23 protein-coding genes and 1 pseudogene are annotated in these 23,395 nt (G+C 66.2%); 12 read left to right on the top strand and 12 right to left on the bottom strand.

The window, feature by feature from the left end; all coding sequences use genetic code 11:
- Positions 1-4: 4 nt before the first annotated feature.
- Both FPZ47_RS01695 and FPZ47_RS01700 read right to left on the bottom strand, forming a co-directional pair.
- Positions 5-1,198, bottom strand: coding sequence for a thiolase family protein (locus tag FPZ47_RS01695; RefSeq protein ID WP_144945385.1), 1,194 nt, complete (start codon positions 1,196-1,198; stop codon positions 5-7).
- On the bottom strand, positions 1,195-1,653 hold the full coding sequence (locus tag FPZ47_RS01700) for a MaoC family dehydratase (protein ID WP_144945645.1): 459 nt from the start codon (positions 1,651-1,653) through the stop codon (positions 1,195-1,197). The genes FPZ47_RS01695 and FPZ47_RS01700 overlap by 4 nt, the downstream gene beginning before the upstream one ends.
- 110 nt (positions 1,654-1,763) lie before the next feature.
- Here FPZ47_RS01700 and FPZ47_RS01705 point away from each other — a divergent pair, with 110 nt between their 5' ends.
- Genes FPZ47_RS01705 through FPZ47_RS01715 form a run of 3 tightly spaced genes read left to right on the top strand, consistent with a single transcriptional unit; the run spans position 1,764 to position 4,421 of the window.
- Positions 1,764-2,951, top strand: a complete 1,188-nt coding sequence (locus FPZ47_RS01705; protein WP_144945382.1) for a thiolase family protein — start codon at positions 1,764-1,766, stop codon at positions 2,949-2,951.
- 1 nt (position 2,952) lies between these two features.
- Positions 2,953-3,387, top strand: a complete 435-nt coding sequence (locus FPZ47_RS01710) for a Zn-ribbon domain-containing OB-fold protein (protein ID WP_144945379.1) — start codon at positions 2,953-2,955, stop codon at positions 3,385-3,387.
- An 11-nt stretch (positions 3,388-3,398) separates the two neighbouring features.
- The gene (locus FPZ47_RS01715; RefSeq protein WP_144945376.1) at positions 3,399-4,421 is read left to right on the top strand and encodes a DUF2889 domain-containing protein; all 1,023 of its coding nucleotides are present in this window, start codon (positions 3,399-3,401) and stop codon (positions 4,419-4,421) included.
- Between the two features lie 5 nt (positions 4,422-4,426).
- Here the strand turns inward: FPZ47_RS01715 and FPZ47_RS28225 are convergent, their stop codons facing one another.
- The 4 genes from FPZ47_RS28225 to FPZ47_RS01730 are packed head-to-tail and all read right to left on the bottom strand — an operon-like array spanning position 4,427 to position 6,012.
- Positions 4,427-4,573 (bottom strand): hypothetical protein, encoded by a 147-nt coding sequence (locus FPZ47_RS28225; RefSeq protein WP_168209329.1) that lies wholly within the window; start codon positions 4,571-4,573, stop codon positions 4,427-4,429.
- 38 nt (positions 4,574-4,611) lie between these two features.
- Positions 4,612-4,938 carry a hypothetical protein gene (locus FPZ47_RS01720; RefSeq protein WP_144945373.1) on the bottom strand — a complete coding sequence of 109 codons (327 nt, stop codon included), beginning with the start codon at positions 4,936-4,938 and terminating at the stop codon, positions 4,612-4,614.
- 25 nt (positions 4,939-4,963) lie between these two features.
- Complete coding sequence (locus tag FPZ47_RS01725) at positions 4,964-5,404, bottom strand: pyridoxamine 5'-phosphate oxidase family protein (RefSeq protein ID WP_144945370.1); 441 nt, start codon at positions 5,402-5,404, stop codon at positions 4,964-4,966.
- A complete protein-coding gene (locus FPZ47_RS01730; RefSeq protein WP_144945368.1) occupies positions 5,401-6,012 on the bottom strand; it encodes a TetR/AcrR family transcriptional regulator in 612 nt (203 codons plus the stop codon). Before FPZ47_RS01730 ends, FPZ47_RS01725 begins: the two co-directional genes overlap by 4 nt.
- A gap of 147 nt (positions 6,013-6,159) precedes the next feature.
- Here FPZ47_RS01730 and FPZ47_RS01735 point away from each other — a divergent pair, with 147 nt between their 5' ends.
- Together FPZ47_RS01735 and FPZ47_RS01740 are read left to right on the top strand one after the other, a co-directional pair.
- Complete coding sequence (locus tag FPZ47_RS01735; RefSeq protein WP_144945642.1) at positions 6,160-7,389, top strand: amidohydrolase family protein; 1,230 nt, start codon at positions 6,160-6,162, stop codon at positions 7,387-7,389.
- 100 nt (positions 7,390-7,489) lie between these two features.
- Complete coding sequence (locus FPZ47_RS01740; RefSeq protein ID WP_144945365.1) at positions 7,490-8,431, top strand: class I SAM-dependent methyltransferase; 942 nt, start codon at positions 7,490-7,492, stop codon at positions 8,429-8,431.
- 91 nt (positions 8,432-8,522) lie between these two features.
- Here the strand turns inward: FPZ47_RS01740 and FPZ47_RS01745 are convergent, their stop codons facing one another.
- On the bottom strand, positions 8,523-8,825 hold the full coding sequence (locus FPZ47_RS01745) for a hypothetical protein (protein WP_144945362.1): 303 nt from the start codon (positions 8,823-8,825) through the stop codon (positions 8,523-8,525).
- 11 nt (positions 8,826-8,836) lie between these two features.
- Complete coding sequence (locus FPZ47_RS01750) at positions 8,837-10,336, bottom strand: class I adenylate-forming enzyme family protein (RefSeq protein WP_144945358.1); 1,500 nt, start codon at positions 10,334-10,336, stop codon at positions 8,837-8,839.
- 136 nt (positions 10,337-10,472) lie between these two features.
- On the opposite strand from FPZ47_RS01750, the gene FPZ47_RS01755 reads away from it, so the two are divergent.
- The 7 genes and pseudogenes from FPZ47_RS01755 to FPZ47_RS01780 all read left to right on the top strand — a co-directional run bounded on the left by FPZ47_RS01755 (position 10,473) and on the right by FPZ47_RS01780 (position 18,822).
- The gene (locus FPZ47_RS01755) at positions 10,473-11,627 is read left to right on the top strand and encodes a thiolase family protein (protein ID WP_144945355.1); all 1,155 of its coding nucleotides are present in this window, start codon (positions 10,473-10,475) and stop codon (positions 11,625-11,627) included.
- Between the two features lie 26 nt (positions 11,628-11,653).
- A complete protein-coding gene (locus FPZ47_RS01760) occupies positions 11,654-12,874 on the top strand; it encodes a cytochrome P450 (protein ID WP_144945352.1) in 1,221 nt (406 codons plus the stop codon).
- Between the two features lie 25 nt (positions 12,875-12,899).
- Positions 12,900-14,390, top strand: coding sequence for a class I adenylate-forming enzyme family protein (locus FPZ47_RS01765; RefSeq protein ID WP_144945349.1), 1,491 nt, complete (start codon positions 12,900-12,902; stop codon positions 14,388-14,390).
- Positions 14,387-15,496, top strand: a pseudogene (locus tag FPZ47_RS30375) (acyl-CoA dehydrogenase family protein); the annotation flags it as partial. The gene FPZ47_RS01765 and the pseudogene FPZ47_RS30375, both read left to right, overlap by 4 nt.
- A gap of 72 nt (positions 15,497-15,568) precedes the next feature.
- Complete coding sequence (locus FPZ47_RS30380) at positions 15,569-16,705, top strand: acyl-CoA dehydrogenase family protein (RefSeq protein WP_425461718.1); 1,137 nt, start codon at positions 15,569-15,571, stop codon at positions 16,703-16,705.
- Entirely contained in the window at positions 16,702-17,895 is a 1,194-nt protein-coding gene (locus FPZ47_RS01775; protein WP_210419807.1) for an acetyl-CoA hydrolase/transferase C-terminal domain-containing protein, read from the top strand. Before FPZ47_RS30380 ends, FPZ47_RS01775 begins: the two co-directional genes overlap by 4 nt.
- A gap of 15 nt (positions 17,896-17,910) precedes the next feature.
- A complete protein-coding gene (locus FPZ47_RS01780) occupies positions 17,911-18,822 on the top strand; it encodes an SDR family NAD(P)-dependent oxidoreductase (protein WP_144945343.1) in 912 nt (303 codons plus the stop codon).
- 12 nt (positions 18,823-18,834) lie between these two features.
- Here the strand turns inward: FPZ47_RS01780 and FPZ47_RS01785 are convergent, their stop codons facing one another.
- Genes FPZ47_RS01785 through FPZ47_RS01800 form a run of 4 tightly spaced genes read right to left on the bottom strand, consistent with a single transcriptional unit; the run spans position 18,835 to position 23,296 of the window.
- Entirely contained in the window at positions 18,835-19,611 is a 777-nt protein-coding gene (locus FPZ47_RS01785; protein WP_144945636.1) for an SDR family NAD(P)-dependent oxidoreductase, read from the bottom strand.
- A 15-nt stretch (positions 19,612-19,626) separates the two neighbouring features.
- The gene (locus FPZ47_RS01790; protein WP_144945340.1) at positions 19,627-20,595 is read right to left on the bottom strand and encodes a VOC family protein; all 969 of its coding nucleotides are present in this window, start codon (positions 20,593-20,595) and stop codon (positions 19,627-19,629) included.
- Complete coding sequence (locus FPZ47_RS01795) at positions 20,595-21,806, bottom strand: CaiB/BaiF CoA transferase family protein (protein ID WP_144945337.1); 1,212 nt, start codon at positions 21,804-21,806, stop codon at positions 20,595-20,597. The genes FPZ47_RS01790 and FPZ47_RS01795 overlap by 1 nt, the downstream gene beginning before the upstream one ends.
- On the bottom strand, positions 21,803-23,296 hold the full coding sequence (locus FPZ47_RS01800) for an aldehyde dehydrogenase family protein (protein ID WP_144945334.1): 1,494 nt from the start codon (positions 23,294-23,296) through the stop codon (positions 21,803-21,805). Before FPZ47_RS01800 ends, FPZ47_RS01795 begins: the two co-directional genes overlap by 4 nt.
- Positions 23,297-23,395: the final 99 nt, after the last annotated feature.

Raw genomic sequence — 23,395 nt, forward strand, 5'->3', positions numbered from 1 at the left:
CGAGTTACCGGCTGCTCACCAGCATCGACCCGGCCACCGGTCCGCCGCCCACACCGACGGCCACCACCTCGGGAGTGCGGGGTGCCTGGCGATCGCCGCCCTCACCCCACAACTGCACACACGCCTCGTGCAGGAAGCCCATGCCATGCAGTCGCCCGCCGGAGAGTTGACCGCCGCTGGTGTTGATCGGAAGCGAACCGTCCAGAGCGATACGCGAACCGTCGTCAACGAATTCGCCGACCTTGCCGTGCTCGCAGAAGCCCATCGCTTCCAGCCACATCACGGTCAGGAAAGAGAAGCCGTCGTAGAGCTGGGCCATGTCGACGTCGGCGGGAGTCAGCGTGGTGTGCTCCCACAGCGTGGCGGCCGAGTCGTGGGCGGCCATCGTGGTGATGTCGCGGCGCTGATCCCAGGTCGCCCGCTCGAACATCCCGGGCCCGACCGATTCCACCGTCAGCGGGTGCCGCGGCAGGCCGCTGGCGGCGTCACGGCGCGACACGATCACGGCGGTGGCACCGTCGCAGGGCACATCGCAGTCATAGAGGCACAGCGGCTCGGAGATCATTCGCGCACCGAGGTAGTCGTCCATCGTCATCGGTTCGCGATAGATGGCGTCAGGATTGAGTCCGGCGTTGGTGCGGGCGTTGATCGCGATGCGGCCGAGGTGCTCGCGGGTCAGCCCGAAGTCGTGCATGTAGCGCTGCGCGGGCATCGCCAGCCAGTTCGCCGCAGACAGGGCTCCGAAGGGCGCCGTCCACTCCAGGTGCGGGGGCAATTCCCCGCCTCCGAACAGGACCGAGGCGCGCCCGCCGCCGGCCTGCTGCGCGGCGGTGGACTCCCACACCGACCGATAGACCACGACATGGTTGGCCAGCCCGACAGTGACCGCCATACAGGCCTCGATCACCGGCCCGATCTGCCCCGCGGTCTCCATCGCCGAGACATACCAGCGAGAGCGCAGCCCGAGCGCGTTGCGAACCTCCTGGACGGTGGCGCCGGAGAATCCCGCATCCGGCACGCCTGGTCCCGGGTAGCTGGCGATGCCGTCGACTTCGTCGACGCTGAGCCCGGCGTCGGCGATCGCCCGCAGCACCGCCTCGAGGGTGAGGTCCAGGCCCGTCCGCCCCAGCCGCCGGCCGACCTGGGACTTACCAGCCCCGGTGAGGACGGCCTTTCCGTCGAACGGACCACCGGTCACCAGATGAACCTCGCGATCAGGTCCGCGACGGCCGCCGGTTTGTCGACGCCGTCGATCTCCACGGTGTGACGCACGGTCAGGTTCACCGTGTCGTCGGCGACCTTGGCCGCATCCGCGAGCTCGGACCTGACCCGGATGCGGCTGCCCGCCGTGACGGCGGACAGGAACCGCACTTTGTTCAGGCCGTAGTTGATGCCCATCTTGGCATTCTCGACGCGGTAGTTGTCCTTGCTGACGCCGGGGATGAGTGAGAGCGTCAGGAAGCCGTGCGCGATGGTTGCGCCGTAAGGGCTTTCGGCCTTCGCCTTCTCGACATCGACGTGGATCCACTGATGATCCATCGTCACGTCGGCGAAAGCGTCGATCCGGCTCTGGTCGACGTCCACCCACCGGCTGACACCGAGTTCCTCGCCGATCGTCGCGAGCGCGTCGTCCACGGACCTGATCACCTTCACCGCTGCTCCCAACGTCACCTATGCCGACATACCGATATCTATTTAACGGTATAGACTGACCTCGCTCGTCGGGCAAGCAGCCCGTCAACTCTGACGATCTTGGGAGACACATGGCCAAGACCACCTCGCGCGCAGCTATCGTGGCCGCTGCCCGCACGCCGATCGGAACGGCTCGCAAGGGCACGTTGGCCAACATGCCCGCGATCGAGCTTGCCAAGCCCGTCGTACAGGCCGTCGTGGATCGGTCCGGCTTCGATGCCGCCGAGTTCGACGACTTGGTGCTGGCCGAGAGCATGCAGGGCGGTGGCGACAGCGCCCGCTACATCGCGGTGGCTCTTGGCCTACTGGACGTTCCGGGGCTCGCCGTGAACCGCCAATGCGCGTCAAGCCTCTCGGCCATCGCCGTGGGCGCCAGTCAGATCGCATCCGGTATGAGCCGTGCCATCCTGGCCGGCGGCATGGAGTCGCTGTCGACCGGCCCAATCATGCAGAAGCGCAAGCTCTTCACCACGGGGAAGTCGCCCGAGGACTACACGCAGTGGTCCCCGGAGTCGCACCCGCCGACCGCTGAAGCGCCCGCTATGGACATGTCCATCACCGTCGCGCACAACTGCAATCTTCAGTACGGGATCACCCGCGAGGACCAGGACGAGTGGGCGCTGCGCAGCCATCAGCGTGCGATCAAGGCCATCGACGCCGGGTCGTTCACCGACGAGATCATCCCGCTCCAGGTGCCCCAGGCCGACGGCAGCGTGATTACCTTCGCCGAGGACGAGCATCCCCGGCGCGGCAGTTCGATGGAGTCGCTCGCCGGGCTGAAGGTGCTGCATCCCGAGATCGAAGGCTTCACCGTGACGGCAGGAAACTCCTCGGGGATCAACGATGCCGCGGCAGTTGTCGCGCTGGCCAGTCCGGATACCCAGCAGAATGTGCTGGCAAGCGTGCTGTCGTGGACGCAGGTCGGACTGGACCCGACGCGGACCGGCAGCGGGCCGATCAAGGCGATCCCGAAGGCGCTCGAGTTGGCGGGTCGCAACCTCGAGGATGTCGCACTGTTCGAAATCAACGAAGCGTTCGCCGCACAGGCGGTGGCGTGTGCCCGCGAGCTCGGTCTCGACGAGGAGATCGTCAACGTCTACGGGTCGGGGATCAGCCTCGGCCACCCGATCGCCGCGACAGGTGCCCGGATGGTCACCTCAGCGATCTACGAATTACGCAGGCGCGGTGGGGGTATCGGCGTGCTCTCGATGTGCGCGGGCGGCGGCATGGGCGCCGCGATGGTCATCGAGGTGGCCTGAGATGACCTCACTGATCACCGAGGGACTGTTCCGGGTCGACGGCGACCGCGCGGTGCTCTTCGGTTCACGACGACGTTCGTCGGGCGCGGTGAAGTTCCCCGCCGAACGACCCGAGCTCTTCGATGGTGACTCCGAGATCCAGGACGACATCGAGCCGATCGAATTGTCGACCGCGGGAACCCTTTACACCTATACGACACAGGAGTTCCCGCCGCCGTTGCCGTACAAGGGCAATCGTGATCCGAAGGTGTTCCAGCCGTATGTGGTGGGATTCGTCGAGTTGGCCGAGGGTGTACTGGTGGAGACGCTGATCGTCGGTGCGACCGCGGCCGAACTGCGGATCGGCCAACCCTTGGTGTCGACCACCACCACGCTGGAAACCGCCGACGGCCGGTCACTGGAGACCTTCGCGTTCCGACCGGCCGAAAACAGCTAGAGTCCATCGGCGTGACGGACCTGGGCTCGCCGCCCTTCGGGCTTCATCCACTGCACGGCGTGCACGAGCCCACGACCGGCAATCCGCCGCGTCGTCCGCGGTCGGCGCGCCGGACCACCTCGATCGACATGACCCGCGACGAGGGCTCGCTGGATCCCGTGTATCTGAGCGGGCGGGCGCGCGATCTGTGGACAGCCGGCGATGAAACGGTGACCGAACTCGGCTCCGCGGCACTTTCGGCCAGCGTCGAGCTCATCGCCCGCGTTGTCCGTCACCTCGAGGTGACGCCACCCGTCGCCGCGGTGTCCCGGCTGGCGGGAGCCCCCGCGATGAGCGGGTTTCGCGCGGCAGTCGACAAGGTGGCTCCCGAGCTGCGGCAAGCCCGCGATCTGCGCTACACGCTGCTCGATGACGTTCCGGTCGCTGCGCTGATATCCGGCCATGCGCTGTCGGCGTCCAAGTTGCTCGGTGACGTCGCGAAGTCCGGGTACTACCTGCCGGTCGCGGACCAGTGTGCGGGTTTCGCAACCGGGGGCCTGCTCATGACTTCGTTCGAGGCGGGCGATCCGGTGATCGTCACCGGCCCAGCGGCTCCCGACCTCGACCACGGGGGCGGAGACCCCTGGGCCTGGCACGAAGTGGCGGCCTTGCCGCGCCATGCCATGCGCCGTAGACGGCGTGTCGATGTCTACGAAGAGAGCGCTCGGCGGGTGGGCATCGACGCGATGTTCCGCGATACCTACGTGCGCGGCGACGGAGTGGAGACGATCATCCACGAGTACACCCTGGACGCCGTCGTGGACACCGAGACCGGGATCCTCGTCGAATCGCGGGCGACGCCTCGAGTGCTCCCGTGGCAGGAGTGCCCGGGAGCCGTCGCCAGCGCTACGCGAATCACCGGAATGACGTTGCCGGACTTACACTTCCGCGTTCGGCAGGAACTGTCCGGCACCAGTACGTGCACCCACCTCAACGACCTGCTGCGCAGCGTCGCCGATGCCGAGGCGTTGATACGCCTCGTAAAAGGAGCCTGAGCGCGTCAGCGCGGGCCGGGCGTCGCGTCGCCCAACTCCTCGGGCTCCGCGGGAGGTGTTGCCGCTTTAGGCTTGGTCGCCTTGGCTTCGTCGTCGACGTCCTCGAGAGCCAACTCGTCGGTGATCGGTTGGCTGTTATCGAATCCTGACATGTATTACTGAGTAACCAGAATGTCGGCGCCCAACCCTCCTAAGCATCGACGAAAGAAAATGTCAGCGTCCGGCTGACCGTCAGCGTGGCCACGTCATCCGCTGCGGGTGGCCAGACCACTGTTCCCTGCATGATTGCGCCGCGAATGTCCTGATAGGCGGTGAAGGTGTCGGTAACGACGCACGCCTCGATGTGAGCGTGCTTCGCGACGTCGCCGTTCACGCCCTCGACGACGACATCGATTGTCCCCGTGCTGAAGTCAACCACTTGCGCCGGCAGGGCCAGCAACCCGCCGTCGGCGTCGACGACGCAGATCGCGCCGGCGGGCCCCTGCGCCAAGAACTCCGCGAGTTCGTCCTCGGCCATGGGAACCGGGCCGCCGCTACCGGGACTAGGCATGTCGATCGGGGATCGCGGCGGCGCGGACCTCGGTGAGCGTCAGACCGATGACGCACCGCTTGCCGGTGAGCAGGCGGTCGCGGACCTTCGTCACGACCGCGTCGGGCACGCGTTGATCCGGCGAGCGTTCGCCGATGAGTTCGTCGACCTCGGTTGCGGACGGTTGGTAGACGTGGGCAACGCCAGAAACGGAGACCCAACCCTCGTCGTCGCCGATCAGGCACGCGACCTCGGGAGCCGACTGCAGGTGTCGGACCTTGGCACTCTTGGCATACGTGGTGAAGGCGAGGGAACGGGTGGCGGGGTGATAGGCGACCGAACGCATGGCGTAGCCGATCGGACGTCGGGCCCCGTCGCGGCAGAACAGAAACACCCGGTGGTTGGCGCGGATGAACTCGACGATATCCGGCGCGTCCAGCGACAGCGGCGTCACGACGCGAGAGGTGTTGCCATCGCGACGATCATGTCCGCGACCACCGCGATCATCTCGTCGCGGTCGACGGCCACGGTCTGCCGGTGCACCGTGTGCCAGGCGCGGTCCAGCAACCCCATCACCGCGACGCCGATGACGTCTGGCGAGTGAGTGCCGTTTCCGGCAATCGCCTGGCCAAGCTTCCACGACGCCCGAGAAACCATGCGGTTGCGGGAATTTCGGAAATTGTCGTCGTCGGGCGCCGAGTGCGCCGACGCGAGTACGAAAGCACCGTGGTCATCCATGTAGTCGAAGTAGTGACCGACCCAGGCCCGGATGTCGGCCGGGCCGAACGCTGAGTCGGCCTCGGCCCATTCCGCGATGACGGCGAGGGCTTCGCGGTAGGCGTTCTTGCCGAGGACGTTGAAGATCTCGCGCTTGTCCTTGAAGTAAGTGTAGAAGCCGGCCCGAGAGATGCCACACGTCTCGGTGATCGCATTGATCGGCGTGCCCGCGTAGCCGCGTTCCAGAAACAGACGGCGACTGGCGTTCAGGATCGCCGCGCGGGTGCGCTCACCGCGAGTGGCGTCCAACTCCCGCTCGGCGGACGAAGCCGAGGTCACCGTCATGCGGTGACCTTATATGACAGTGTCGTCAACTGCAATCAATACACGTCATAGATCATTACTTAGGCAGAAGTGCCCAGACTTGACACAAGTGTCAAGTTGCGCGAAGCTCGTAGCCAAGCCCAAAGTCGAGCAGTGAGAGGCACACCGATGACGCAGTTCACCGACGCACCGATCTTCGACGCCGATCAGCACATGTATGAGACCCCGGATGCGCTGACGCGATACCTGCCGAAGGAATTCCACTCAAAGGTGCAGTTCGTCCAGATAGGCCGGCACACCCGCATCGCGATCCTGAACAAGATCACCGACTACATGCCGAACCCGACATTCGAACGTGTCGCGGCTCCCGGCGCGCACGAGAAGTTCTATTCCGGCCAGAACCCGGAAGGCCTGTCGATGCGGGAAATGTCGGGCCGTGGCATCGACACGCCGCCGGGAGCGCGCAACCCGGAAGACCGCATTGCCGAACTCGACCGCCAGGGCGTCGACTCGTGCCTGAACTACCCCACTCTGGCCAATCTGGTCGAGCACTCGGCCGCCCAGGATCCCGACCTGACGGTGGCGATCATCCATGCCCTGAACCAGTGGATGCTCGAGCACTGGGGCTTCAGCCATGCCAACCGGATCTACTCCACGCCGGTGCTCACCCTCGGACTCGTGGACGAAGCGCGTCGCGAACTCGAATACATCCTGGACAACGGCGCGAAGGTCGCGCTGATCAAGCCCGCGCCAGTGAATGGTTACAAGGGGTGGCGCTCCCCCGCACTGCCCGAGTTCGACCCGTTCTGGCGTGACGTCGAGGCCGCCGGTCTGCCGATTGTGTTGCACGCCAGCCAACCTCCGTTGCAGGAATACATCGACAGATGGGAACCGCCGTCGACCAGTAGCGCGTTCGAGATGTCAGCATTCAAGTGGACCGCGCTCGGTCACCGCGAGATCGCTGACATGTTGACCAGCCTGATCTGCCACGGCACGTTGACCCGGTTCCCGAAGCTGCGGATCGCCAGCGTGGAGAACGGCAGCGCATGGATCAAGCCGCTGTTCGACGACCTGCAGTCGACGTATCATAAGATGCCGCAGAACTTCTCGGAACATCCGCACGACGTGTTTCGTCGTAACGTCTGGGTCAGCCCGTTCTGGGAGGGCTCGGTCGCCGACGTGGTTGAGACCGTCGGGTGGGACAAGGTGATGTTCGGCTCGGACTGGCCGCATCCCGAAGGCCTGGCTGAGCCCAAGCGTTACTGGCACTACGCCGAGGGCATGGACAAGCGTCGTACGTATGACTTCATGGGAGACAACGCACGTCGCTTCATGGGACTGCCGATCGCCAACCCCGATCCGGAGGCCGTCAAGCCGCCGGCGCTGGCCAACGCCTGAGGCGACGTCAGCAGTGCTACTGCTCATTTAGTAAGCACGACTAACTTTTCGTGTAAGCTCGGAATAGCCCCATTCGCCGAGACCCACGAAAGGGATCCCGATGGCCAGAACTGACAACGACACATGGGACATCAACGAGAGCGTCGGTGCTACCGCGCTGGGGGTTGCCGGTGGGCGGGCGAAAGAGACCGCAAGCGCCGACCCGCTGATCAGCGATCCTTACGCAAAACTGTTCCTCGAAGCGGCTGGCGACGGCGTCTGGCGGGTTTACCTCGACGATGAACTACCGGCCCAATTGGCCGATGCTGATCCGCATTTCGAGGACCGGATGCAGGCGATGCTGGGCTACACGGCGTGCCGGACGAAGTTCTTCGACGACTACTTTCTCGCGGCGGCCGCTGACGGCATCCGGCAGGTCGTCATCTTGGCAGCCGGTTTGGACTCGCGCGCCTGGCGGCTCGCCTGGCCGGCAGGGAGTGTGGTCTACGAGATCGATCAGCCCAAGGTCTTGGAATTCAAGACCGGCACGCTAGAGTCTCATGCGGTCGACCCGATCGCGTCCCACGTCAGCGTCGGCATCGACCTGCGTCTGGACTGGCCGAAAGCGCTGGTGCAGGCCGGGTTTGACGCATCAGCTCCAACGGCGTGGTCGGCAGAGGGCCTGCTGCCTTATCTGACAGCCGACGCCCAGGACCGGTTGTTCGACCGGATCCAGTCGCTCAGCGCGCCCGGAAGCCGCGTTGCCGTCGAAGCGTTCACCAACGAGTTCTTCAGCGCGGAAAGTTTCAAGCGTCGCGAGGAGCAGACGCAACGCTATCGGCAGGCCGCAATCAAGCTGGGCGGCAAAGACATCACCGAGTCCGCCAACTTGCTTTACGAAGAAGAACGAACCGAAGTCGCCGATTGGCTGCAAGCGCACGGCTGGACCGTCACGGCTGCGACCAGCGCAGAGGATCTGATGGCCGCCAGCAACCGGGCTGTCCCCGCGGGCCTCGATGCCGCGGTCCCGGAAAGTGTCTTTGTCGAAGGCCGGCTGCGCTGACCCCACTGGCGCCCGATGACGTCAAAGATTCAATGCCTTCTCGGGGACGCCCGGTGGACAGCCTGGCCGCGAGGCGGCGGCCACTCGCCTGTCAGTCGCTGGCGGGCAGCGGCTTGGCTTCCTTGAGCACCAGCGGGGTCGCACCGACGCTGAGTGAGCCCACGCCGGCCTTGGTGACCAGCACCTCGGCGCCATCGTCGTCGACGTAGCGCTTGCCCATCGTGCTGCCGTCGGCGAAGTCCGGGTCGGGCGTGGCGTCGGCGGGCCGCTCGGCATCCAGAGGCAGCATCGGTCGGCCCCCGCAACGCAAATCGTCGAGGCTTTCGGCCGCTTTGACGACGATGACCTGAGTGTTGCAGACCTGGCTCTGCAGCCGCGTTCCGTTCTTGATCATGTTGCCTTTCCTCAGTTTTCGGTGATCGCGTCCCGGAGGCTTTCCACGATCTCACGACGAAGCAGCTTTCCCGTTGCATTAGTCGGTAGCTCGTCACGAAAGACGACCCGGTCGGGCGTGCGTGATCCCCGCAGGGCCTTCCGGACGTACTCACGAAGGTCGGCCGGATCCGGATCGGCGCCGGCGGCCGGAACGACCACCGCGACGATGGCCTGCCCCCACTCGGCATCCTCTACACCGACGACGGCGACCTCGTGCACGTCGGGATGCTCGACGAGCACGTCTTCGAGCTCGGCGGGCGCAATGTTCTCACCGCCCCGAATGATGGTGTCATCGGCACGACCGGTGATGAACAGATAGCCGTCCTCGTCGAGGGTCGCGATGTCCCTGGTGGGGAACCAGCCCTCGGCGTCGAGCACCGAGCCGATTCCGGTGTATTTGCCGGAAACCTGTTCGCCGCGGACGAAGAGCTCACCCGGTTCACCCGGGCCGAGGACGGCACCGTTCTCGTCACGGATCTGCACCTCGATGCCGGGCACCGGCTGCCCGACCGAGCCGAGTCGCTTGGCGCGCAACTCGTCTGGATTGCCGTGTGCATCGCGGTGGTCATCGGGGGTGAGTACCGCGATTGTCGAACTGGTTTCGGTAAGACCGTAGGCATTGACGAATCCGACGTGCGGCATCAAGTCGAGTGCCTTGCGCACCAACGGGAGTGCGACCTTCGATCCACCGTAGGCCAGGTTGCGCAGCGTTCGCAGTTCGACGGGCTCCCGTTCGAGCGCGGCGACAATGCGGTCCATCATGGTGGGCACCACGGTCGCGGTCGTCACCTTCTCCTCGGCGACAAGACGCACCCATTCGCGAGCGTCGAAGTTGGCCAGGTACACCATCTTGCGGCCCGCATACAAGTTCGACATCGCGGCGTTGACCCCGGCGATGTGATAAGGAGGCACGCAGATCAGGGCCGCATCCGTGTCATCGGCCGAACCGAACTCGACGGTGCCGGTGATGTAACTGGTGAGGTTGCCGTGGGACAGCTCGACCGCCTTCGGCTTGGAGGTGGTCCCCGACGTGAACAGCACGATCGCTATGTCGTCCGGATCGGCGAACTCTACTGCGGCGTCGGTGGTGCGCGCCGCGGCCAAGAAGTCCTCGGAGGACATCACGCGCTTGCCGGCATCGCCGACCAAACCGCGGTAACGGTCGTCGACGATCACCAGCGGATGGGGTAGCCGCTCGATCAACTCCCGGACACCCTCGGCGCTCAATCGGTAGTTGATCGGAGTGTACGGAACCGCTGCGCGAGCCGCGGCGAAAATCAGCAGCGGCTGCAGGAGCCCGCCTGACCCGACGTAAGCGACGTGTTCGACCCCGGCGGCGGCGATCACACCCGCTCCCCCGTCAGCCAACCCACTGAGCTCGCCGGTGGTCAACCGATTGGCGCCGTCGACCAACGCCAGCCGGTCGGGGTCGCACGAGACCGCCATCTCCAACAACAACGAAATGCTCAACGCCTCAGCCTTCATTCACGGATACCCAGATTGTAGGGCCCCTTTTTAGAATCAGCTATATAGTTATAGGCTTAGAGGCGTCCCCGTCAAAGCACGCTCCCGGGGCTGCACGTTGCCGCCTGCCGGAAGGAACACCATGAGCAGCACGCCCGACATCGCCATCATCGGCGTCGGACTTCACCCGTTCGGTCGACACGAGGACCGGTCGGCGCTGGAAATGGGCGCCGTAGCGATCAGTAGGGCACTGCGCGATGCGGGGGTGCAATGGTCGGACGTGGGCAGTCTTTATGCGGGCAGCCTCGAGGTGTCCAATCCCGAGGCGGTGACGGGGTTGGTCGGGATGACCGGCCTGCCGGCGCGGGCCACGCTGAGCGGCTGCGCGACCGGCAACTCGCTGTTGACCCTGGCCGCGCGAGACGTCCAACTCGGCGAAGCCGACATTGCGGTAGGCGTGGGGCTGGACAAGCATCCGCGGGGCGCGTTCGGCGCCGACCCGTCGGTGTCCGGGCTGCCCCAGTGGTACGGCGACCAGGGCATGTTCCTGACCACGCATTACTTCGGCACCAAGATCATGCGATACATGCACGATCACGGCATCACCGAGGAGACCCTGGCCCGGGTGGCGGCCAAGAACTTCGAAAATGGGGCGCTGGCGCCACACGCGTGGCGCCGCAAGCCGATGAGCGTCGACGCGATCCTGAGCTCTCCGATCGTGAACGCTCCACTGCGCCAATACATGTACTGCAACCCAAACGAAGGCGCCGCCGCCGTGGTGGTGTGCCGCGCCGAGGCGGCCAAGCTATACACCGACAGTCCGATCTACCTGCGCTCAACCGCGTTGCGAAGCCGCCGCGAGGGCGCCTACGAGCTCCTTCGTACCTCGATTGAGCTGCCCATCGTGCCCGGCACCACCGCGGAGGCCGCCCGCGCCGCCTACGAGTTGGCCGGGATAGGGCCCGAGGACGTCGACGTCGCGCAACTGCAAGACACCGACTCCGGGTCCGAGATCATCCACATGGCCGAGACCGGCCTGTGCAAGGACGGCGAACAGGAGGCACTGCTCGCCGACGGCGCCACCAAAATCGGTGGCCGGCTGCCTATCAACACCGACGGTGGCCTGCTGGCAAACGGTGAACCGGTCGGCGCATCCGGTCTTCGCCAGGTCTACGAGCTCGTCCATCAATTGCGCGGTACCGCGGGTGACCGTCAGGTGCCGAACGATCCGCAGGTCGGGCTGGCCCAGTTGTATGGGGCACCCGGAACCGCAGCCGTCGCCATCTTGTCCAAGTAGCCGCCATCCCGAAGGGAGTACTGCCGATGACCGACACCCAGGCGGAGTCGCGCCCACGCGCCGAGGTCGACCTCGACCACCACTCACCCGAGTTCCGCGAGGACCCGTATGGCCGGTTCCGCGAGATGCGCGAATCAGGCTGTCCGGTCGCACATTCCGATCACTACGAAGGCTTCTGGGCGCTGGTCGACTACGCATCGGTCTTCGAAGCGGCCCGCGACGACGACCTGTTCAACTCCTATCCGTCGGTGGGGGTGCCGGCCAGTGAGCTGCCACTGCCGATCCTGCCGATCGAGTCGGATCCACCAGAGACCCAGGAGTTGCGCGAGGTCACCCTCAAACGCTTCTCCCCGGGATCGGCGGAGCGATTCCGCGAGTCAGCCATCGAGATGACCAACGAGGCGATCGATGCCTTCATCGAGCGCGGCGAGTGCGACCTGGTCGGTGAGCTGACGACGCCGCTGCCGGCCCGGTTGATTCTGCGGCTGTTGAACTTCGACGAGTCGCGTTTCATGGACTGGGTCGGCTGGGTGCACACCACCGTGCACGACCGTGCTCACGACCCGGAGAAGGCCGCAATCGCCGGCATGGAGATGTTCGGCGAGATTGGCAAGCACATGGCGCAGCGGCGCGCCGAAGGGCTCGGCGACGACCTGTTCAGTGACATCCTGCGCGGAACGCTGAACGGCGAACCGCTGGACGACGGTCAGATCACCATGTACACGGTGCTGATGATGCTCGGCGGCATGGATACCACCAGCGGCTTCACCGGCAATGTGCTGTTGCGGCTGTGCAAGGACGACGATCTGCGGGCCAAGTTCAAAGCCGATCCGAGCCTGGTGAAGAAGTCCACCGACGAGCTGCTGCGCCTGTACACGCCGACACTCGGTTTGGCGCGCACCGTCTCGCGCGACGCCGACTTCCACGGCCAGCGGCTGTGCCAGGGCGACCGGGCGATCCTGATGTGGGCAGCGGCCAACCGAGACCCCGCAATGTTCGAGGACCCTGACGAACTCGACCTCGATCGCCCAAATGCCAAGAAGCACATGGCGTTCGGTGTGGGCATGCACCGCTGCCTGGGTTCGCACTATGCCAAGCTGATGTTCGACGTGATGATCACCCAGGTGCTCAAGCGGCTACCCGACTTCGAGTTGGCCGGTAATCCGAAACTGTTCGAGGACGCGGGCGAGGTGTACGCCGTGCGCGAACTGCCGGTCCGTTTCACGCCCGGGCCGCGGGTGGGTTGACGGCCGGCCGGGACGGGAGAACACGGTGACGGCTGGCACCATCGCCGGGCTGCTGGATGAGTGCGCCGCCAGCCGACCGGATCGTCCGCTGCTGCGCGACGTCGACGGCGAGACACTCACCATCTCGCAGGTAGCCGCGCTGGCGTCGGCCGCCGCGGGATGGTTGGCAGATGCCGGTGTGCGCCCCGGCATAACGGTCGCCTGGCAGCTGCCCTCACACGTCAACGCCGCAGTGGTAATGCTGGCCCTTGCCCGCATGCCCGTTACGCAGGCCCCGGTATTGCACCTCTATCGGTGCCGCGAGGTGTGCGCGGCGGTCGACGTCGCGCGCGCGGACATCCTGCTGGTCGACGAGTCGACGGCCGCCAATGCGGCGCCCGGGCTACCGACAATCACGGTTCCTGCCGACCTTGTCCGTCGGCTCCAGACGTCGCCGGCCGCGGGCGCCGAGTACGAAGCGCCTCACGGCGCAGCGGAGCCGCGCTGGGTGTACTTCACGTCGGGCACCACCGGGCGCCCGAAAGCCGTGCGCCACACCGACGGCACGTTGCTCAGCGCGGCCCGCGGTTATGTCGCTCATCTCGGTGTGGGCAGTCATCCGCGGGAAGTTGGCACCATCGCGTTCCCCATCGCCCACATCGGCGGCATGGTCTACCTCGCCACCGCTCTGTTCGGCGACTTTCCGGTGGTGCTCATCCCCAAGGTTTCCGCAGCCGACCTGCCCCGGGTGCTCGCGGAACGCCAGGTGACGGTGACCGGAGCGAGCACCGCCTTCTACCAGATGCTGCTGGCCGCCCAAATGGCCGCGCCCACAACGGAATTGTTGATGCCGTCGCTGCGGATGCTAATCGGCGGGGGTGCCGCGTGTCCCCCCGAGGTGCACAGACAGGTGCGTGAACACCTACGCGTTCCGGTCGTGCATGCCTACGGAATGACCGAGGCACCGATGATCTGCGTCAGCGAGGCCACCGACACCGACGAACAACTGGCCAACAGCGCGGGCCGGCCCATCCCCGGATCGCAGGTGCGGATCGCAGCGAACGGCGAGATCGAGCTGCGCGGCGACAACCTGACACCCGGATATCTGCAGCACGACCAGTGGGCCGACGCGATCACCGCGGACGGGTGGTTCCGCAGCGGCGACCGGGGCCACCTTCGCCCGGACGGCCGCATCGTGGTCACCGGTCGCACCAAGGATTTGATCATTCGCAAGGGCGAGAACGTCGCCCCTGACGAGATCGAGAACGAACTGCTGGCCCACCCCCTGGTCGACGAAATCGCCGTCCTCGGCCAGCCCGACGAACTGCGCGGTGAGCTGGTGTGCGCGGTCGTGCGTCGTTCGCCACGCCATCGCGACGTCACCCTCGACGAACTCTGCACGTTCCTCGACGAACGCGGGCTGATGAAGCAGAAGTGGCCCGAGCGGCTCGTCCTCGTCGACGAGTTCCCGCTGACGGGGCTCGGCAAGGTCGCCAAGTCCGAGCTGGCCCGGCAGATCGCAGGAGGAACCCGATGACGACGTTGTCCGCTGACGAACGTCAGGAACTCGCGCAGTCGGTGCGTTCCGCCTGTGAGCGACTGGCATCCGAGGAACGAGTGCGCGCGGTTGCATACGGCGAGGTCGACCGGGGCGGCGTAGCCGGACGTTCCGGCTTCGACACGGTGCTGTGGGACGTGCTGTGCAACCAGGTGGGGATAGCCGCCATCGCGCTGCCTGAACACCTGGGCGGCGCCGGTTACGGCGCGTCCGCGCTGGGCGTGGTCGCCCACGAACTCGGTCGCGCGCTGGCCCCGGTGCCATTCGTCAGCTCCACGGTGCTGGCCACCGGCCTGCTGCTCGACTTGACCGAGCACGACCCGGATGCCGATAAGCGACTCACCGGGCTCATCGAAGGTCGCCGCACCGCCGCCGCCGCCCTTACCAGCGACGGCGGGTTGTGGCGACGGTCCGCGGTGACGCTGAGCGCCACCCGCGCCGGGGATGGTTGGAACCTCGACGGCACGATGCGCCACGTGCTGGGCGGCTCCGTTGCCGACGACCTCGTCGTGGTCGCCATCGACGAAGATGGCGAGCCGGCGGTGTTCCTGCTCGACCCGACTATCGACAGCGTCGTCGCGGAGGCCGAACGCGTGCTCGACCACACCAGGCCGATGGCCACCATCACGCTCAGCTCGGCGCCGGCACTGCGGCTCTCCGGCGACGCACCCCTTGGTGACGTCGTCGACCGCAACGTCGACATTGCGCTGGCGGTGCTGTCGGCCGAACAGGTCGGCGCCTGCGAGCGGGTGCTCGAGATCGCCACCGACTATGCCCGCACGCGGGAGCAGTTCGGACGGCAGATCGGCAGCTTTCAGGCCATCAAGCACAAGTGCGCCGACATGCTCGTCGATCTCGAGTGGGCGCGCTCGGCATCCCAGGCGGCCCTGGAGGCTCTCGACGATCCGGACTCCGCTGCCGCCGGCGAAGCGGGCTGGCGGGCGAGCATGGCCAAGGCGGTCTGCTCAGAGGCGCTGCGCAACGCGACCAAGGCAAACGTCCAGATTCACGGCGGCATCGGCTTTACCTGGGAGGATTCCGCACACCTGTACTTCCGGCGCGCCCGCACGGACGAGGTGATACTCGGCACCCCGGGCCAGCACTGGGACCGGCTATCGACGCTGGAGCCGTCGACTCAGCTGCCGGCTTCGCCAGAAGTGACGAAAGAGCCCAACGACGTCGGCGCAATACGCGCGGAGATCCGCTCATTTCTGCACAACGCACCGAGGCCCCCCGGTCTACGGAACTACGGGCCCACGCCCACCGCGGACGACGTCGAACCTGGCCGGATCTGGCACCGCTACCTCGCCGACCACGGCTACGCCTGCTTGCACTGGCCGCGCGAGTTCGGCGGTGCCGCAGCAACAGTGACGTATCAGGCCGTCTTCGCCGAGGAGTGCGCGCGAGCCGACGTGCCCCGCCAGCTCAACATCACCGGTGCCGACTTGGTCGGACCGGTGCTGATCAAGTTCGGCAGCCAGCAGCAGAAGGATCGCTACCTGGAACCGATCCGGCTGGGCGACGATGTCTGGTGTCAGCTCTTCTCCGAGCCCGGCGCCGGCTCAGACCTCGCCGGTGTTCGCACGCGGGCCGGGCGCACTGCCACGGGCTGGCGAATCGATGGTCAGAAGGTGTGGAGTTCGGCGGCCGCCTCGGCCCGCTTCGGGCTGCTGCTCGCCCGAACGGGGCCGGCCAAGCACCGCGACTTGTCGATGTTCGTCGTGCCCATGGACATCCCGGGGGTCACGGTGCGCCCGCTGACGCAGATGGACGGCGAGAGCAAGTTCAACGAAGTCTTCTTCGACGGCGCCGAACTCGACGAAGGCGCCCTTATCGGTGAGGTTGGTCAGGGCTGGACGGTGGCGATGGTGACGCTGGGCCGTGAGCGCCTGACGTTGGGTTCGCAGGCAGTATCGATGTTCCGGTTGCACGAGCGCATGGTCGATGCGGCCCGCGACCACGACCTGCTCGACCCGGTGCTGTCGAGGTCGATGACCCGGCTTTGGGCCAGGATGTGGCTGCTCCGCTACACCTGGCAGCGCGCCATCGACTCGGGTGACCTGACGTCGCCGGCCTTCTCGGTGCTCAAGCTGATGACGTCGGAAACGGACCAGGACCTGGGTGACATGGCCACCGAAGTGCTCGGTTCGGACGCGTGCGCAGACCCCGAGGACGACGGCCTGGTACACCACATGCTGGTCGGACGAGCACAGACGATCCTGGGCGGAACCAGCGAGATTCAGCGCAACATTCTCGGTGAGCGGGTACTCGGGCTCCCCAAAGAACCACGATGACAGCAAGTTTGACCGCGGCCGACTTCACCTCAGCGCTGCGCGCCGCGCTGCGTCCCGGAATGACGGTTGCCCTCGGCGACGGGGTGGGCGCGCTGCGCTGCCTCGACGACGGAGCATCGGTCGGCGCGGCGCTGAGCCTCGCCGCCAGCGAGGTCGGCGCGGTGCGCCTGGTGCTGGGCTGGCTGGCCGCCCCGATCGACGGCCTCGACGCAGACGCATTCGCCGACGTGGTTGCGTTGATGCCCGGATGGGGCGTGCGCGAGGTACTGCGAAGCCCGAAGGCGCGTTTCCTACCGACGCGGCTGGCGGCGATTCCCGCGCTGCTAGCTGACGTGCTGCGGCCCGACGTGCTGCTCACCCGGCTGGTACGTCGGGACGGATTGCTGCAGTTCGGCACCGAGGTGTCCTGGCAGCGCGCGGTAATCGACAGCGGCGCAAAGACTCTCGCGGTCATCGACACCTCGGCGCCCGCGGCGGATGTCGGGCCTCCACTCGACCCGTCACGCGTCGAGGTGCTCGGCACGGTCGCGGCCGGACCGCTGCGAGTACCGAACCGCGACCCCGAGCCGATACACGACGCGCTCGCCGACGCGGTACTGAAGTTGCTCCCTGAAGATGCCCGGATCCAGTACGGCCCAGGCCAGCTCGGCACCGCGCTGCTGCGCCGGACACAGGTGCCGTTGCACATCGACACCGGGTTACTCACCGACGCCGTCGTCGAGCTCGACAACCGCGGCCTTCTGGTGGGTACACCGTCAGCGACGTATCTGCTGGGCAGCGACGCGCTCTACGACTGGGCCGACGGGCGCCGGATCCTGCGCGGGCTCGACTACACCCACGACCTCACTCGGCTGTCCCGCGGGTCACCGCTGGTCGCAGTGAACACCGCCATCGAAATCGACCCGTACGGGCAGATCAACGTCGAGGGCTTGGGCGACAAGGTGATCGGTGGGATCGGCGGGCATCCCGACTATTGCGCCGCCGCCCGAATGAGCAGCGGCGGACTGTCGATCATTGCCGTTCCTACGAGGAACGACGGGCGCTCACCGCTCGTCGAGCAGCTCAGCCGTCCCGCCTCCACGTCCGCCCACGACGTGGACGCGATCGTCACCGAGTCCGGATACGTCGACCTGCGCGCAGCAGACTGGTCGCAACGCCGGCAACTCATCACCGAATTGTTCTCGAAGTGAAGGGGATAACGAGCAATGCCTGAAGGTCCGCTGACCGGCAAGGTCGTTTTGGTGACGGGCGGCGGCCGGGGAATCGGCCGAGCCCACTGCCTCGAGTTGGCCAAGCAGGGCGCAGCCGTCGTGGTGAATGATCCAGGTGTCAACAGGGATGGCTCAAGCGGCAACGGGGAAGGCCCCGCGGCCGACGTCGTCGCCGAAATCGAGGCGTCCGGCGGCAAGGCTGTCGCACATACGGGTTCGGTGTCGGCGTGGGATGACGTCGCCCACATGATCTCCACCGCCGTCGACACCTTCGGTACCCTCACCGGCGTGGTGAACAATGCGGGCATCCTGCGTGATTCCATGGTCGCCGCCTCCAGCGAGGCCGATTGGGACGCCGTCATCGCGGTACATCTGAAAGGCACCTTCGCGGTCACCCGACATGCCTGCGAGTACTGGCGTGCGCAGTTCAAAGCGGGCAACCCGATCGATGCCCACATAGTCAACACGGTTTCCGGCGCGGGGTTGTGGGGCAATGTCGGGCAGAGTGCCTATGGCGCGGCCAAGGCCGCGATCGCCAACCTGACGGTCGTTACCGCAATGGAGGCGCAGCGTTACGGTGTTGCGGTCAACGCGATTTCCCCGCTGGCGAGGTCGCGGATGACGGCCGAGGTGTTCGGTGGCCGCGCCGACGACCCAGCGCTGGATCCCGCCCGCAGCTCCGCCGTGGTGGCCTGGCTGCAGTCCGCGCAGTCGTCCTGGCTGACCGGGCAGATCCTGCGCATCAACGGTGACAAGCTGACCCGCATCGAGGGCTTTGCCGAGGCGCCCGGCGCCTATTATGCCAAAGACGGTGTCTCGCTGACATTTTCGGAGATCGGGCAGGCTGTCAGCTGGCTCTACGGCACCTCTCCCCGCGGGCTCGCCGGACCGCTACCGACGGCCTGAACTCCTCACGGACTACGGCGCCCCGCCATCGGCGTAGATGGTTTGTCCGGTGATGAAGGCACACATGTCCGAGAGCAGGAAGGCGATCAGCGCGCCGATCTCGTCAGGCTGTCCGGGCCGACCGAGGGCGGCGTCGAACCCGAAGTCTTCCACTAGCGCCCGCTCGAGTGCCTCATCGTAGGGATAGCCCTTACTTTCGGCGACATATCCGCGGATGGCGTGCAGGGCATCAGTTTCCACGGCGCCGGGGGCAACGCTGTTCGCCCGGATACCCGATTTCCCGTGGGTGCGCGCGACGCCACGGGTGAACGTGGCGACGGCTGCCTTAAGGCTCGCATACGGCAGCCGAGGCTCGTGCGGTGAGCGGGCCGAGTACGCGGCGGTGGTCACGATCGCGCCTCCGTTGACCGCGAGGTGCGGCAATGCAGCTTGCACGCTACGAGTGGTCGCCAGAAGGACGTCGTGAAACGCGGTGTCCCATGCGTCGTCGTCCGAGTCGATGGGCATCATCCCCGCGGTGCCCATGGTGACGGCGATGCCGTCGAGTCGGCCCAGGATGTTGACGGCTTCCTCGACGGCGGCGACCGCCGCGCCGGGTTGACTCACATCAAAGGTCAAGCCGTGCGCCGCGGCAGCGCCTGATTCGGCGATCTGGGCCGTCGCGCCCTTGGCTTTGGCCTCGTCGCGCCCGACCACGACGACGGACGCGCTTTCGCGAGCCAGCGCCCGTGCTGCCGCCAGCCCCATACCGGCCGTTCCGCCGACGACGAGATATCCTTTTCCCTCCATCTGGAGATGCACCCGTCAGCTCCTTCCCGTGGAGGGGCTGAAGTGACTGAGCGGCCGCTCGACGAACTCGAACACCACGCCGTCGGGCGACCGTAGAAATGCGATGTGCAGGCCCTCGATCTTGGTTCCCGGCAGCGGACACCACACTGGATCACCCATCCGCTCAATCGAATCGGGCACCTGCGCCAGTGCCTCGCGCACATTCTCCACCCGAAGCGCGCAACGGTAGAGGCCCTGGCGGTTACCGGCCCAGGGCACCGGGGTATGCGCGGTTCCAGGATGTTGCACCACCACCAGTGCGAACTGATTGCCATCCTCGGCAAGCGCGTAACGCGCTACCACGCAATCGGTTTCACCCGTGCCGTCCGGGCTGAGCTGCGCACCGGCGACCCGCATCACCCGCGGCGCATCCACCTCTTCGAACCCGATGGCGGTGAGAAACTCGCCAGTCGCGGCCGCGTCGATCGCGGCGATCCTGATCCCATTGAACAGTGTGAATAACGCGCCATTCGCGCCCCCGGCATCAACCGGTGACTCGACCACCTCGATCACCACGCCGTCAGGGTCCAGCGCGAGGACCGACTTTCCGTCATCGATGAGGCCGTCGACCGGATCGCCCACCGTCAGTCCCCCGTCGCGCAACGCGGTCACGGCGCCGTCGAGGTCAGCGACCGCCAGTTGCACCGACCGAATTCCGGGGCGCACCGGGTCGCGACTCAGGTCGCGACTCAACGTAGGCGAGCGGTATTCGATCGCCTCCAACGCACAGCCTGCGCGACCGCCACGCGCGTCGTAGAGAAATGCGGTGGCGCAATATGTTTCACCGTCGAGGCCGAGAATGGTGCCGTCGGTGGCGATTTTCGGGTCGGTACGCATACGTGCCCTCAGACCCAGTATGTCCCCGTAGACGTACTCCATGCGGCCCAGCGATTCGCAATTGAGATTGACGTGCAGGAAGCGCCGCGCGAGGTCCTCCGAACCCACTACAGCACCACCGAGTTGATCTTGAACTCGATGATTTCGTCCTCACTGAAGCCGAGCTCGGCCAGCAACGCGTCGGTATGTTCACCGTGCCCGGGCGCACACGTCAGGTCCAGCGGCACCTCGTCGAACTGCACCGGGCTGGCCGCCAGCGCGAACTCATTGCCACTGGCATTGGTGGCTCGCGGCAGATACCCGTTGGCGATCGTCTGCGGGTCCTCGTGTACCTCGCGGGCGGTGCGCATCACGTCCCACACCCCCTCGAAACCGCCGAAAGCCTTCTCCCAATGGGAAAGGTCATGCGACTCAAAGGTCCGGCGCAGTTCCGCGATGCACTCCTTGCGGTTGCCGAATCTCACCATCGCCGAAGCGAAGCGCTCGTCATCGATCAGGTCGGTGCGGCCCAGCCGGGCGCAGAAGTCCGCCCAGAATCGGTCGGCCTGCAGCAGCACGAAGGCGATGAACCGGTTGTCGCGGGTCTTATAGATGCTGGCTACCGGGTTGGGCATCTCGTCCAGGTTGAACTTCGGGATGTCCTGACCGGTGGCGCCTGATCCGACGATGTCCGGACCCAACTGCCAGATCGCGGCGTTGAGCAGCGACACGTCGACCACCGACGGTTCTCCGGTGCGCTCGCGCTTCACCAGCGCCGCAGCGATTCCGCCCGCGATCGCCAGCCCGCCGTAGGAGTCGCCGAACGCCGGCCGCTGGATGGGCGGGTACGAACCGTCACCCGCCGCGTAGGCGTCGCCGATTCCGCCTCGGGCCCAGTACGCAGCCAGGTCGAAGCCGCCCTGCGAGGCGAGGTCGCCGCGGGTGCCGTAGCCGTGCCCGCGGGCATAGATGATCTTGGGGTTGCGCGCACGTACCTGCTCGACGTCGATCCCCATCCGCTGGCGCGAATCCGGCAGCAAGTTGGTGACGAAGACGTCCGCGGTTTCGAGCAGCTTCATCAGCAGCTCCAACCCGTCGGGGGTAGAGGTGTCCAGCCCGATGCTGCGCTTGCCCCGGTTGGGCTGCTCGATGAAGTGATTCACTCCCCCGGCGGCGGTGACAATTCCGGAGCTGATCAGGCCACGCTGCGGATCACCGGTTTCGGGGTGCTCGATCTTGATGACGTCGGCGCCCCAGTCGGCGAGGACGGCACCGGCGGCGGGGACGAACGTCCACGCGGCGAGTTCGACGACGCGGATTCCGCTGAGAATGTCGCTCACAGGGGGTATCCGATCGTCTTGGTCTGCAGATGTTGCTCGAAGCCTTCGATGCCGTTCTGCCTGCCGATGCCGCTCATCTTGTACCCACCGAACGGCGCGTCGGCGCCGTAGTACATGCCGCTGTTGATCATCAGTGAGCCGGTTCGGATGCGGCGCGCGACGGCCATGGCCCGCTCGTCGGAGCCCATGATTCCGCCCGCCAGGCCGTAGGTGGAGTTGTTGGCCATCTCGACGGCGCCGTCGTCGCCGCCGTCGTACGGCGTGATGGACAGCACCGGCCCGAAAATCTCCTCCTGGAAGATCGTGTGGTCCGGGACGACGTCGGCGACGACGGTCGGCGCCACGAAATATCCGCGGTCCAGGTCCTCCGGCACCCCGCCGCCGGCGGTGACGCGGCCTCCCTCACGCTTGGCGGTCTCGATGTAGTTCAACACCCGGGCCTGCTGCTTAGCCGACACCAGCGGCCCGCAGAAAGTATTCGGGTCCGAGGGGTCGCCGACCGTGAGGGAGCCGAAGGTGGCGCTGGCGACCTCGACGGCCTGGTCATAGTGCGAGCGCGGCACGAGCATCCTGGTGGCCAACGCACAGCCCTGACCGGAATGCATCAGCGCGCCAATGCAACCGGGCAACGCCATGCCCATGTCGGCGTCGTCGAGCACCAGATACGCGGACTTCCCGCCGAGCTCAAGCATGTTGCGCTTCATGGTGTCGGCCGACAGCCGCTGGATCAGCTTGCCGACCGCGGTTGATCCCGTGAAGGACACCATGTCAATCCGCGGGTCGGTGGCGAGCACCTGGGCGATGTCATTGTCCGACGCCGGCACGATGTTGACGACACCGGCCGGGATGTCGGTCTTCTCGGCGATGATCCGGCCCCACCGCAACGCACTCCACGGCGTCTCGACGGCCGGCTTGAGCACCATCGTGTTCCCAGTGGCCAGGATCTGGCCCACTTTGTTGCTGATGATCTCGAACGGGAAATTCCACGGCGTGATGGCGCCGACGACACCCATTGGTTCCTTGACCACGACGCGGTTGTACGGCACGCCCATCTTGGCGTCCTCGTCGAGCATCCGCTCCCACTGGAAGGTCGAGATCAGCTGGGCCGGATACCGGATAGCGTCGGCGAGCGGCCATTCCAGCTGCGCGATGTAGGTCATCCCCACCGTCGCGCCGACTTCGGCGATCAGCTCAGCACGGATGTCCTCTTTTTCCTCCTGCAGCGCTTCGTGCAACTGCATCAGGCAGCGTTGCCGGAACTCGTGGTTGGTCGACCAGTCGGTGGTGTCGAACGCACGGCGGGCGGCGGCGATGGCCTCCTGCATGTCCTCTGCGCTGGCGTCGGTGGCGTGCCCGAGCACTTCCTCATTCGCCGGATTGATGTTGTCGACGGTCTTCCCCGTCGACGAATCCCGCAGCCGCCCGTCGATAAACAGTCTGGCCTCGGGATTGAAGTTGACAGTGGCGGCGGCGATGGGTGAAGCCGTCATTGGCGATCCCTCTCACTGAAGTGTGGGCATGAGTTATTGTAGCCTCTTATAGATAACTGTTTAGCTGATTCTGGCATGCGTCAGGGTCCGGCGTCCATG

The organism is Mycobacterium helveticum (assembly GCF_007714205.1).
In the GTDB taxonomy this organism is placed as follows: Bacteria; Actinomycetota; Actinomycetes; order Mycobacteriales; family Mycobacteriaceae; genus Mycobacterium; species Mycobacterium helveticum.

What these genes read in the sequence shown, in the direction of transcription:
- FPZ47_RS01740 (WP_144945365.1), top strand. Translation starts at nt 7,490, where the DNA reads ATGGCCAGAACTGACAACGACACATGGGACATCAACGAGAGCGTCGGT.
- FPZ47_RS01780 (WP_144945343.1), top strand. Translation starts at nt 17,911, where the DNA reads ATGCCTGAAGGTCCGCTGACCGGCAAGGTCGTTTTGGTGACGGGCGGC.
- FPZ47_RS01730 (WP_144945368.1), bottom strand. Translation starts at nt 6,012, where the DNA reads ATGACGGTGACCTCGGCTTCGTCCGCCGAGCGGGAGTTGGACGCCACT.
- FPZ47_RS01755 (WP_144945355.1), top strand. Translation starts at nt 10,473, where the DNA reads ATGAGCAGCACGCCCGACATCGCCATCATCGGCGTCGGACTTCACCCG.
- FPZ47_RS28225 (WP_168209329.1), bottom strand. Translation starts at nt 4,573, where the DNA reads ATGTCAGGATTCGATAACAGCCAACCGATCACCGACGAGTTGGCTCTC.
- FPZ47_RS01705 (WP_144945382.1), top strand. Translation starts at nt 1,764, where the DNA reads ATGGCCAAGACCACCTCGCGCGCAGCTATCGTGGCCGCTGCCCGCACG.
- FPZ47_RS01735 (WP_144945642.1), top strand. Translation starts at nt 6,160, where the DNA reads ATGACGCAGTTCACCGACGCACCGATCTTCGACGCCGATCAGCACATG.
- FPZ47_RS01720 (WP_144945373.1), bottom strand. Translation starts at nt 4,938, where the DNA reads ATGGCCGAGGACGAACTCGCGGAGTTCTTGGCGCAGGGGCCCGCCGGC.
- FPZ47_RS01785 (WP_144945636.1), bottom strand. Translation starts at nt 19,611, where the DNA reads ATGGAGGGAAAAGGATATCTCGTCGTCGGCGGAACGGCCGGTATGGGG.
- FPZ47_RS01800 (WP_144945334.1), bottom strand. Translation starts at nt 23,296, where the DNA reads ATGACGGCTTCACCCATCGCCGCCGCCACTGTCAACTTCAATCCCGAG.
- FPZ47_RS01760 (WP_144945352.1), top strand. Translation starts at nt 11,654, where the DNA reads ATGACCGACACCCAGGCGGAGTCGCGCCCACGCGCCGAGGTCGACCTC.
- FPZ47_RS01745 (WP_144945362.1), bottom strand. Translation starts at nt 8,825, where the DNA reads ATGATCAAGAACGGAACGCGGCTGCAGAGCCAGGTCTGCAACACTCAG.
- FPZ47_RS01710 (WP_144945379.1), top strand. Translation starts at nt 2,953, where the DNA reads ATGACCTCACTGATCACCGAGGGACTGTTCCGGGTCGACGGCGACCGC.
- FPZ47_RS01775 (WP_210419807.1), top strand. Translation starts at nt 16,702, where the DNA reads ATGACAGCAAGTTTGACCGCGGCCGACTTCACCTCAGCGCTGCGCGCC.